Source organism: Modestobacter sp. VKM Ac-2983, assembly GCF_026967885.1.
Taxonomy (GTDB): domain Bacteria; phylum Actinomycetota; class Actinomycetes; order Mycobacteriales; family Geodermatophilaceae; genus Modestobacter.
Map to the genome: position 1 here is coordinate 382118 of NZ_JAPVBK010000002.1, position 11424 is coordinate 393541.

7 protein-coding genes are annotated in these 11424 nt (G+C 71.0%); 4 read left to right on the top strand and 3 right to left on the bottom strand.

From position 1 onward, the window contains the following. Nucleotides 1-41: 41 nt before the first annotated feature. On the bottom strand, nt 42-2405 hold the full coding sequence (treY, locus tag O2W18_RS08280; protein ID WP_269187067.1) for a malto-oligosyltrehalose synthase: 2364 nt from the start codon (nt 2403-2405) through the stop codon (nt 42-44). Continuing rightward, complete coding sequence (glgX, locus tag O2W18_RS08285; RefSeq protein WP_269187068.1) at nt 2402-4510, bottom strand: glycogen debranching protein GlgX; 2109 nt, start codon at nt 4508-4510, stop codon at nt 2402-2404. Before glgX ends, treY begins: the two co-directional genes overlap by 4 nt. A gap of 596 nt (nt 4511-5106) precedes the next feature. On the opposite strand from glgX, the gene uvrB reads away from it, so the two are divergent. From uvrB to O2W18_RS08300, 3 genes are all read left to right on the top strand, one after another. Then, on the top strand, nt 5107-7230 hold the full coding sequence (uvrB, locus tag O2W18_RS08290) for an excinuclease ABC subunit UvrB (protein ID WP_269187069.1): 2124 nt from the start codon (nt 5107-5109) through the stop codon (nt 7228-7230). Nucleotides 7231-7509: 279 nt separating this feature from the next. Next, nucleotides 7510-8634 carry a TerC family protein gene (locus tag O2W18_RS08295; protein ID WP_269187070.1) on the top strand — a complete coding sequence of 375 codons (1125 nt, stop codon included), beginning with the start codon at nt 7510-7512 and terminating at the stop codon, nt 8632-8634. 155 nt (nt 8635-8789) lie between these two features. Next, nucleotides 8790-9887 (top strand): TerC family protein, encoded by a 1098-nt coding sequence (locus O2W18_RS08300; RefSeq protein ID WP_269187071.1) that lies wholly within the window; start codon nt 8790-8792, stop codon nt 9885-9887. A gap of 50 nt (nt 9888-9937) precedes the next feature. Here the strand turns inward: O2W18_RS08300 and O2W18_RS08305 are convergent, their stop codons facing one another. Next, nucleotides 9938-10072 (bottom strand): hypothetical protein, encoded by a 135-nt coding sequence (locus O2W18_RS08305; RefSeq protein ID WP_269187072.1) that lies wholly within the window; start codon nt 10070-10072, stop codon nt 9938-9940. Here O2W18_RS08305 and O2W18_RS08310 point away from each other — a divergent pair. After that, nucleotides 10071-11408, top strand: a complete 1338-nt coding sequence (locus O2W18_RS08310; protein ID WP_269187073.1) for an MFS transporter — start codon at nt 10071-10073, stop codon at nt 11406-11408. The two genes, O2W18_RS08305 and O2W18_RS08310, sit on opposite strands and share 2 nt — an antisense overlap. Nucleotides 11409-11424 lie beyond the last annotated feature (16 nt).

The window sequence follows — 11424 nt, forward strand, 5'->3', positions numbered from 1 at the left end:
CCGGTCCTCGCCACCAGAATCTGGTGGCGAGGACCGGATGGTCAGTCCCGGACGAGCAGGGCGACCGGCAGCTGTGCGCAGAGCTCGCTCAGCCGGATGCCGCCGGAGTCGGAGACCAGCCGGGTGCCGGTGAGCAGGTCTCGCCAGGCCCCGGTCCGCGAGCCGACGGAGGTGTCGCCCCAGCCGGTCTCGGCCAGCTGCACCGGCCGCCGGGTCGCCACGGTGACCACGCCGCCGCGGTCGAAGGCCACCACCGAGTCGGCTGCCGCCCCGCGGGCCGGCACCGGGGTGTACCCCGACCACGCCTCGGGAACGTCCCGGCGGTGCCGCAGCGTCCGGGAGACCACCAGCAGCTTGGCCGCGCCGGTCTCGTCGACCGGCGGCACCCAGCCACCATCGAGCCGGGCGAGCAGCTCGCGGCGGAGCCCGTAGTCGACCGGACGCCGGTTGTCCGGGTCGACCAGCGAGAAGTCCCACAGCTCGCTGCCCTGGTACACGTCCGGGACCCCGGGGACGGTCAGCTGCAGCAGCTTCTGCGACAGCGAGTTCGACCAGCCGAAGGGCGCGATCCGGGCCACGAAGCGCTCGATCTCCGCGTGCGTCGTGGCGTCGTCGAACGCGGCGTCCACCAGGGCGTGCAGCTGGTCCTCGAACTCCTGCACCGGGTTCGTCCAGGTGGTCGAGGTGCCCGCTTCCCGGGCCGCCTTCTCCACGTAGGCGTGCGCCCGCTCCCGCGACAGCGGCCAGGCACCGACCAGGTTCTGCCACACCAGGTGAGCCAGCGGGCGGTCGGCCAGCGGGTGCCGGTCCAGCCAGCCGTGGACCAGGCCGGCCCACTCGGACGGGACCTCGGCGAGCACGGCCAGCCGGGCCCGGACGTCCTCGCTGCGCTTGGTGTCGTGGGTGGACAGCGTCGTCATCGCCGCCGGCTTGATCTCCAGGCGCCGCTGCTGCGCCGCGTGGAACTCCTCCACCGTCGTCCCGAACCGGGCCGGGTCACCGCCCACCTCGTTGAGCGCGACGAACCGGGACCACCGGTAGTAGGCGCTGTCCTCGACCCCCTTGGCCATCACCGGGCCCGAGGTCTGCTCGAAGCGGGTGGCCAGCTCGGTGCCGGCCGAGCCCAGCAGCGGGTGCAGGGCGTCGACGGCGGCGGTGAGGTCGGGCCGGCGGCGCTTCACCGCGGCCACCGTGGCGTCCAGGTGCTCGCGGCCGTCGGGCAGGTAGCTGCGGTAGACCGGGAAGCCGGCCAGCAGCTCGGCCAGGCCCTCGGTGACCTGCTCGGCGGGCACGGCACCGTTGCCCGCCCCCTCGAGCTCACCGACGATCCGGTGCAGCCGGGCCACCTCCGACCCGAGCATGCCGTCGGTGACCTCCCGCTTGCAGTCGTGCACGAGCTGGGCGTAGTCGACCGGCCCGCCGGCCAGCTCGGTGTCCAGCGCGGTGATCAACGCCTCGCCGCCGGGGTCGACGAGCACGTCGTCGACCTCGGCCAGCGCGTCGTACCCCGTCGTCCCGGCCGTCTTCCAGCTCTCCGGCAGCTCCTCGCCGGGCTCGAGGATCTTCTCCACCACGGTCCACCGGTCGCCCGTTGCCTCGGCCAGCAGGTCCAGGTAGCCCTTCGGGTCGGCCAGCCCGTCGGGGTGGTCGATCCGCAGTGCGTCGACCGAGCCGTTCTCCACCAGCTGGACGATCAGCGCGTGGGTGGCGCGGAAGACGTCCCGGTCCTCCACCCGCAGCCCCGCCAGGGTGTTGATCGCGAAGAACCGCCGGTAGTTCAGCTGGTCGTCCGCGCGCCGCCAGTCGACCAGCTCGTAGTGCTGCCGGTCGTGCACCTCCTGGGGCGTGCCCGCGGCGGTGCCCGGGGCGATCGGGAAGCGGTTGTCGTAGTAGCGCAGCTCGGGGCCGTCGGCGCTCTCCACGACCTGCAGCTCCGAGACGTCGTCCGCGCTGCCCAGCACCGGGATCCGGATCCTGCCCCCGCCGAAGTCCCAGTCGACGTCGAAGGCGTCGGCGTGGGCCGACTCCTTCCCGTGCTGGAGCAGGTCCCACCACCAGCGGGACTCGGCCGGGTCGCTGACGCCCATGTGGTTGGGCACCAGGTCCAGCACCAGGCCGAGCCCGTGCTCGTGCAGCGCGGTGACGAACCGGTCGAGCCCGGCCCGCCCGCCGCGCGGCTCGTCGATGTGCGCGTGGTCGACCGTGTCGTAGCCGTGTGTGCTCCCCGCTGCCGAGCGCAGCAGCGGGGAGGAGTACGCGTGGGTCACGCCGAGGTCGGCCAGGTAGCCGGCCACGGCCGCCGCGTCGTCGAGGGTGAAGTCGGCGGTCACCTGCAGCCGGTAGGTGCTCGCGGGGACCTCCCGGCGTCGGCCCTCGGCCGGGCGACTCGCGGCCGGCTGGCTCACGGGGCGGCCTGCAGGACGACGGTGGCGCGCGCGGCGACGGTCAACGTGTCACCGGCCTTCACCACCAGCGGCTCGACCTCGCTCATCTCCGCGGTGTCCACCACGACCGTCCAGCCCTCGGCGTACTCGCTGGTGGGCAGCGTGAACTCGATGTCCTCGTGCCAGGCGTTGAACACCAGGTAGAAGCAGTCGTCGACGACGGGCTCGCCGCGCTCGTCGGTGGACCGGATCCCGTGGCCGTTCAGGTACACGCCGATGGACTTGGCGTAGTGGGCGTCCCAGTCCTCCTCGCTCATCAGCTCACCGGCGTGGGTGAACCAGGCGACGTCCTGGACCGGGTCGCCCTCCGCGCGGCGCACCGGGCGGCCGTGGAAGAACCGCCGACGGCGGAACGTCGGGTGGTCGGTGCGCAGCTTGGTGACCAGCTTGGTGAACTCCAGCAGGCCCTCGTCGACGTCGTCCCAGTCGATCCAGGTGAGCTCGGAGTCCTGGCAGTAGCCGTTGTTGTTGCCGCCCTGCGTGCGGCCGAGCTCGTCGCCGTGCAGCAGCATCGGGACGCCCTGGGAGAGCATCAGCGTGGTGATGAAGTTGCGCCGCTGCTGCGCCCGCAGCGCCTTGATCGCGGGGTCCTTGGTCTCGCCCTCGACACCGGAGTTCCAGCTGCGGTTGTGGCTCTCGCCGTCGTTGTTGTCCTCGCCGTTGGCCTCGTTGTGCTTCTCGTTGTACGAGACCAGGTCGTTCAGCGTGAACCCGTCGTGCGCGGTGACGAAGTTGATGCTGGCCACCGGACGCCGGCCGGAGTGCTGGTAGAGGTCTGCCGAGCCGGTGATCCGGCTGGCGAACTCGCCGATGGTCGCGTTCTCGCCCCGCCAGAAGTCGCGGACGGTGTCGCGGTACTTGCCGTTCCACTCCGTCCACAGCGCCGGGAAGTTGCCGACCTGGTAGCCGCCGTCGCCGATGTCCCACGGCTCGGCGATCAACTTCACCTGGCTGACGATCGGGTCCTGGTGGCAGAGGTCGAAGAACGCCGACAGCCGGTCGACCTCGTGGAACTGCCGGGCCAGGGACGACGCCAGGTCGAAACGGAACCCGTCGACGTGCATCTCGGTCACCCAGTACCGGAGCGAGTCCATGATCAGCTGCAGCGACTGCGGCGTCCGGACGTTGAGCGAGTTCCCGGTGCCCGTGGTGTCCATGTAGTACTGCTTGTCGTCCTCGACCAGCCGGTAGTACGCCGAGTTGTCGATGCCCCGGAAGGACAGCGTCGGGCCCATGTGGTTGCCCTCGGCGGTGTGGTTGTAGACGACGTCGAGGATGACCTCGATGCCCGCCTCGTGCAGGGCCCGGACCATGCCCTTGAACTCCTGCACCTGCTGGCCGTCGGTCTGCTGCGCGTACTCGTTGTGCGGGGCGAAGAAGCCGATCGTGTTGTAGCCCCAGTAGTTGCGCAGGCCCTTCTGCAGCAGGGTGTCGTCCTGCACGAACTGGTGCACCGGCATCAGCTCGATCGCGGTGATCCCGAGCTCCTGCAGGTGCTCGATGATCGCCGGGTGGGCGACGCCGGCGTAGGTGCCGCGCAGGTCCTCGGGGATCCGCGGGTGGGTCATCGTCAGGCCCTTGACGTGCGCCTCGTAGATGACCGTCTTGTTGTACGGCGTCTTCGGCGGGCGGTCCACGCCCCAGTCGAAGTAGGGGTTGATCACGACGGACTTCGGCATGTGCGCCGCGGAGTCGTCGTCGTTCTTCTTGCCGGTGGCGAAGTGGTAGCCGAACACTGCCTCGTCCCAGTCGACCTGGCCGTCGATGGCCTTGGCGTAGGGGTCGAGCAGCAGCTTGTTCGGGTTGCAGCGGTGCCCCTGCTCGGGGTCGTGCGGGCCGTGCACCCGGAAGCCGTAGCGCTGGCCGGGCTGGACGCCGGGGAGGAAGGCGTGCCAGACGTAGGCGTCCATCTCCGGGAGCCGGATGCGCTCCTCGTTGCCCGCATCGTCGAACAGGCACAGCTCGATCTTCTCGGCCACCTCGCTGAAGATCGCGAAGTTGGTGCCGGTGCCGTCGTAGGTCGCCCCGAGGGGATATGCGGAACCGGGCCACACCTGGGTGGTCATGAAAGTTCGTCCTCCTGAGCTGGTCGCCCCTGGGCTCGGGGCGGGGGGCGCGGGTCGTCACGGCTGAACCGGGGGGTTCGTCGTCGGATGCCCGCGTCCGGTCCTCCGCACACCTGTGACGCGCAGGACACGGTCGGCGTTCGGAGGACGATCGCGGGCGGTCCTCGGGGTGAGTCTGCCAAGGCCCGTCCACCCGACCCCGCCGCACGACCCGCCGGGCCGACCCGAGCCCTCCGCTGCGGCGCCGACGACGCCCGCCGCCCCCCGGGACGACGGCGCCCTCCGCGGCGGGCCGGGAGGGCGTCGGCGCCCGGGTGCGGCAGGGTCTGCGCCGGGCCTGGCCGGGCGCGGCAACCCGGCGCCGCCGACCTCGCCCGGTGACCCGGGTGGCACTGGCGGCGACCGGTGCTGCTCGCTCCTGCGGGCGCTGACGGTAGGGGTCCACCGGCGTGTCGACAAGGCCCCACGACGGCGGGGACCCGATCTCCCGTCCCACGGGCCCCACGTGGCCCAACCGGACGGGGGCACGGCAGGACGGCGCGGCCCGGACGGCGCTCGGGCCCCTTCTGTCACAGGCCCGTCGTACCGTCGTCGGCGTGCGTGCATCCACCGACATCCGGCCCACCCAGGGGCGGTTCCGTGTCGTCAGCGAGTTCCAGCCCTCCGGCGACCAGCCCACGGCGATCAAGGCCCTCGCCGAGCGGGTGAACGCCGGCGATCAGGACACCGTCCTGCTCGGCGCCACCGGCACCGGCAAGTCGGCCACCACGGCCTGGCTGATCGAGCAGGTCCAGCGCCCGACCCTGGTGATGGCGCCGAACAAGACCCTCGCCGCGCAGCTGGCCAACGAGTTCAAGGAGCTGATGCCCGACGCCGCCGTCGAGTACTTCGTCTCCTACTACGACTACTACCAGCCCGAGGCCTACGTCCCGCAGACCGACACCTACATCGAGAAGGACTCCTCGGTCAACGACGAGGTCGAGCGGCTGCGGCACTCCGCGACGAACAGCCTGCTCACCCGGCGCGACGTGGTGGTCGTCTCGACGGTCTCCTGCATCTACGGCCTGGGCACGCCCGAGGAGTACGTCGAGCGGGCGCTGAAGATCAAGGTGGGGGAGGAGCGCGACCGCGACGAGCTGCTGCGCACCCTGGTCACCGAGCAGTACACCCGCAACGACCTCGCCTTCACCCGCGGCACGTTCCGGGTCCGGGGCGACACCATCGAGGTGTTCCCGGTCTACGAGGAGCTCGCCTGCCGGATCGAGATGTTCGGCGACGAGGTCGAGCGGCTGTACTACCTGCACCCGTTGACCGGTGAGGTCATCCGCGAGGTCGACGAGCTGTTCGTCTTCCCCGCCACCCACTACGTCGCCGGCCCCGAGCGCATGGAACGGGCCATCGGTGGCATCGAGGCCGAGCTCGAGCAGCGGCTGGCCGAGCTGGACAAGCAGGGCAAGCTGCTGGAGGCCCAGCGGCTGCGCATGCGCACCACCTACGACATCGAGATGATGCGACAGGTCGGGTTCTGCTCGGGCATCGAGAACTACTCCCGGCACATCGACGGCCGGGCGCCCGGAAGCGCCGGCGCCTGTCTGATCGACTACTTCCCCGACGACTTCCTGCTCGTCATCGATGAGTCGCACGTGACGGTGCCGCAGATCGGCGGCATGTACGAGGGCGACATGAGCCGCAAGCGCACGCTGGTCGAGCACGGCTTCCGGTTGCCCTCGGCGATGGACAACCGCCCGCTGCGCTGGGAGGAGTTCACCGACCGCATCAAGCAGACCGTCTACCTCTCGGCGACCCCGGGCCACTACGAGCTCGGCCGGGTCCAGGGTGACGTGGTGGAGCAGGTGATCCGCCCCACCGGACTGGTCGACCCGGAGGTCGTCGTCAAGCCGACCAAGGGCCAGATCGACGACCTGGTCCACGAGATCCGGCTGCGTACGGAGAAGAACGAGCGGATCCTGGTCACCACGCTGACCAAGAAGATGTCCGAGGACCTCACCGACTACCTGCTCGAGCTCGGCATCAAGGTGCGCTACCTGCACTCGGAGGTCGACACCCTGCGCCGGGTCGAGCTGCTGCGGGAGCTGCGGCAGGGCGAGTACGACGTGCTGGTCGGCATCAACCTGCTGCGGGAGGGCCTCGACCTGCCCGAGGTGTCGCTGGTGGCGATCCTCGACGCGGACAAGGAGGGCTTCCTCCGGTCGGGCACCTCGCTGATCCAGACCATCGGCCGCGCCGCGCGCAACGTCTCCGGCCAGGTGCACATGTACGCCGACAAGATCACCCCGTCGATGGCCCAGGCGATCGACGAGACCAGCCGGCGGCGCGAGAAGCAGATCGCCTACAACACCGAGCACGGCGTCGACCCGCAGCCGCTGCGCAAGAAGATCGTCGACATCCTCGACGGCATCTACAAGGCCGCCGAGGACGCCGAGGACATGACGTCGACCGAGCTGTTGGGCGGCTCGGGGCGGCAGCAGTCGCGTGGCAAGTCGCCGGTGCCGGGGCTGTCGTCGCGGAGCAAGGCCAAGGCCGGGTCGATCGACGTCCAGGGGCTGCCGCGCAACGAGCTCGCCGACATGATCACCTCGATGAACGAGCAGATGCTGGCTGCGGCCCGTGAACTGCAGTTCGAGGTGGCGGCCCGGCTGCGCGACGAGCTGACCGAGCTGAAGAAGGAGCTGCGGCAGTTCGACGCCGCACACGCCTGAGTCGAGCCAGCCGCCCCACTGCGCCGGGAACGAGATCGGAGAAAAAAATCTCTCACAGCGGGAACTCCCCGGTGCCCCGGGGCGTTTCGATCGTCGGGTCCTCACCGGGGTGGCTGTCGGCTGCCGCGGTGACCGGGCCCGACGTGGAGGGGAGTATCCCGGCACGGCACCGTCGTCAACACGGGGTCCGATGACCCCCGGCGCTGCTGGCCGACCCGCAACCGGGGTCGGTGGGAGAGACCTCCGGTACTGACACCTGCCAGCACCGGAGGAATGTGCATGGACGTCCCCCTGTGGGTCTGGGCGATCACCGTCGCGGCGATCGTCGGGATGCTCGTCTTCGACTTCTTCGGCCACGTGCGCACGCCGCACGCGCCGACCCTGAAGGAATCCGGCACCTGGTCGGCGGTCTACATCGCCATCGCCCTGCTGTTCGGCCTGGTCGTGCTCGTCTTCTGGGGCGGCACGTACGCCGGTGAGTACTTCGCCGGCTGGGTCACCGAGAAGAGCCTCTCGGTCGACAACCTGTTCGTCTTCGTGCTGATCATGGCCAGCTTCGCGGTACCGCGTGAGCTGCAGCAGAAGGTCCTGCTGTTCGGCATCGCCTTCGCGCTCGTGCTGCGGACGATCTTCATCTTCCTCGGCGCCGCGGCCATCGAGAACTTCAGCTGGGTCTTCTACCTCTTCGGCGGCTTCCTCATCTGGACCGCGATCGCGCAGGCCCGCAGTGGCGGTCACGACGACGAGGAGGAGTTCAAGGAGAACTCGGTCCTGCGGCTGACCCGCAAGGTGCTCCCGACGACCGAGGAGTACCACTCCGACCGGCTGGTCACGAAGATCAAGGGGAAGCGGTTCATCACCCCCCTGATGATCGCGCTGATCGCCATCGGCAGCGCCGACATCCTCTTCGCCGTCGACTCGATCCCGGCGATCTTCGGTCTCACCCAGGAGACCTACCTGGTCTTCACCGCGAACGCGTTCGCCCTGCTGGGCCTGCGCCAGCTGTTCTTCCTCATCGACGGACTGCTCGACAAGCTCGTGTACCTGGCCTACGGCTTGTCGGTCATCCTGGGGTTCATCGGCATCAAGCTGCTGATCCACGCCCTGCACGAGAACACGCTGCCGTTCATCAACGGCGGTGAGCACGTGACGCTGATCCCGGAGATCCCGACCTGGTTGTCCCTGCTGGTCATCCTGGTGACCCTGGTGGTGACCACCTGGGCCAGCCTGCGCAAGAACAAGAAGGACGCCCAGCGGCGGCAGGAGCGCGACGCCGCGGAGCCGGGTGCCGACTCCGCGGGGCGGCACATCGGGGCGCCGGGTGACCCGGACGCCGACACGACCGAGACGCCGGCTGACCCCCGTGGGGTGCCGGTCAGCCGACCGGAGACGCGCACCGACTGAGCAGGGGGCGGCCTCGGGGACGACGACCGTCGTCCCCGAGGCCGCCGGCGGGGAACCGCACACCATCGGCAGACGCCCGGTGGGCTCCGGCCCGCCGGGCGTCCTGCTGCGCGCCCGCAGAGTGGTTCGTGCAACCAACTTGTACAGTCCCGCGCGTGGAGCTCCCCGTCTGGTTCGAGATCTCGACGTTCGTGGGGCTGACCGTCCTGCTGCTCGCCGACCTCGCCCTCGTCGTCCGCCGTCCGCACGAGCCCTCCGTGAAGGAGGCGACCCTGTGGGTGGTCTTCTACGTGGGCCTGGCGCTGGCCTTCGGAGGGATCGTGCTGGCGGTGACGAACGGCCAGTTCGCCACGGAGTTCTACGCCGGCTGGCTGACCGAGTACTCGCTCTCGGTGGACAACCTCTTCGTCTTCGTCATCATCATGGCCCGCTTCCGGGTGCCCCGGAAGCTCCAGCAAGAGGTCCTGATGGTCGGGATCATCATCGCGCTGGTGCTCCGCGGCCTCTTCATCCTCGCCGGCGCCGCCGTCATCGAGCGCTTCATCTGGGTCTTCTTCCTCTTCGGCGCCTTCCTCGTCTACACCGCGATCAACCTGGTCCGGCACCGCGAGGAGGACGAGGACTACGAGGAGAACGGGCTCATCCGCCGGATGCGCAAGGTCCTGCCGATGACCCAGGACTTCCACGACAGCAAGATCCGGGTCGTCGAGGGCGGCAAGAAGCTGTGGACGCCGATGATCGTGGTGTTCCTGGCGCTGGGCACGACCGACCTGCTCTTCGCGCTGGACAGCATCCCGGCCATCTTCGGGCTGACCCGCGAGCCGTTCATCGTCTTCACCGCCAACATCTTCGCGCTGATGGGCCTGCGCCAGCTGTACTTCCTGCTCGGCGGGCTGCTCAAGCGACTGGTCTACCTGTCGCTGGGGCTGGCCGTCATCCTCGCCTTCATCGGCGTCAAGCTGATCCTCGAGGCGCTGCACGAGAACCAGTACCCCTTCGCCGGCGAGCGCGAGCCGCTGGAGAGCATCCCGGCGATCCCGACCTGGCTGTCCCTCACGGTGATCCTGGTGGTCCTGCTCGTCGCCACCGTGGCCAGCCTGATCAAGACCCGCGGCGAGGTGCCCGACGCCGAGGGCGCCGCGATCGACCCGGCCGCCACCGACACCGGCGAGCCCGGTCGGGCGGATGCGCTCACCGAGGACGAGCGGCGCGCGCAGGCCGCCACCGGCGAGGACCACCCCCACAGGAGCTGAGGCGGACGGCGACCCGGTCGCCCGGGCCGCCGTCTCGCGCGGCCGACCGGTCAGCGGGGCGGGATCGTCCCCGGCTCCACCGTGGAGCCGCCGGCGGCCACCAGGGCGCCGTTCCGCCAGACCTCGCGCACCCGGCCGGCCAGGCCGGTGAGGGTCGGGCCGGCGCGTGGTTGGCTGCCGGGCATGAGCCCCCCGACGGACGCCGGTCGCATCGCCGGCCTGGTCGGGATCCTCTTCGGCCTCGCCGGCATGGGCAGTGCCGCGGTCGCGGTCACGCTGCCGGCCATCGCCGCCGACCTCGACCTGACGACCGGCGGCGTCTCCTGGGTGATCAGCCTCTACGCGCTGATGCTGGCTGTGGCGACCGCCGTGTACGGCCGGATCGCCGACCTGGCCGGCATCCGGTTGCCCCTGGTGGTCGGCGTGGCCCTGATGACCGCCGGCGCGGTCCTCGGCGGCCTGGCCCCGAGCTACCCGGTGCTGCTGGGTGCCCGCATCCTCCAGGGCCTCGGTGCGGCTGCGGTCCCGGTGCTCGGCATGGCGATCGTCAGCGCGCGGTACGAGGGAGCCGTCCGCACCGCCGCGCTGGGCAAGGTCGCCGGCACCGCGGCGGCGGTCAGCGCCCTGGGGCCGTTGGTCGGTGGGCTGGTCGCCGACGTCGCCAGCTGGCGGGCGGTGGTGGTGCTGCCGGCGCTCGGGCTGCTGGTCGTGCCGGTGCTGTGGCGCTCGGTCCCCGCCGTGGGCACCGGTGCCCGGCTGGACGTGCTGGGCGCGGTCCTGGTCGCCGGCACCGCCGCCGGCCTGGTGTTGCTCGTGCAGTCCCCGGCCTCCGGGGTGGTGATCGCCGCCGTCGGTGCCGCGCTGCTGGGGCTGGGCGTCCCGGCGGTCGCCGCGCAGGTGCGCCGCCGGCCGGAGGGCTTCCTGCCCACGGCGGTCCTCCGGGAGCCGGTGGTGGTGCGGAGCGCGCTCGCCGCCTCGGCCGTCCCGGCCGCCTGGTTCGCACTGCTGATCGCCGTCCCCTCGGTGCTGGCGGGCGAGGGGTGGACGCCGCTGCACATCGGCCTGGCGCTGGTGCCCAGCGCGGTCACCGGCTTCCTCGCCCCGCGGCTGGCCGGCCCGCTGCTGGCCCGGCTGGGCCCCGCCCGGTCGCTGGCCATCTCCGGCGTCATCGCGACCGTCGCGCTGCTGGTCGCTGCCCTCGGCGCCACCGCTGGTTCCGCGCCCGGCCTGGTGACGGCCGTCGTCCTGGTGACGGTCGCCTTCGGGCTCGGCCAGCCGGCGCTGATGGCCGCGGTCGGCGGCGCCGTTCCCGACGAGGTGCGTGGCGTCGCGCTCGGCATCGCGACACTGGTCTTCCTGGTCGGCGGCGGGGTGGGGTCGGCGGTGGTCGGCGGTGCGGGCGAGGTGCTCGGGCTGGACCGCAGCCTGCTGCTGCTCGCGGTGCTGCCGCTGATCGGTGCGCTGGGCCTGGTCCGCAGCATCCGGGCGGAACGGCGCGACCCGGGAGCACTCACCCCTTAGCAGTGCTCAGCACCAG

Excerpts from the sequence above, each read along its gene's own strand:
- O2W18_RS08305 (WP_269187072.1), bottom strand. The coding sequence starts at position 10,072 with ATGCCCGGCAGCCAACCACGCGCCGGCCCGACCCTCACCGGCCTGGCC.
- O2W18_RS08310 (WP_269187073.1), top strand. The coding sequence starts at position 10,071 with ATGAGCCCCCCGACGGACGCCGGTCGCATCGCCGGCCTGGTCGGGATC.
- O2W18_RS08295 (WP_269187070.1), top strand. The coding sequence starts at position 7,510 with ATGGACGTCCCCCTGTGGGTCTGGGCGATCACCGTCGCGGCGATCGTC.
- glgX (WP_269187068.1), bottom strand. The coding sequence starts at position 4,510 with ATGACCACCCAGGTGTGGCCCGGTTCCGCATATCCCCTCGGGGCGACC.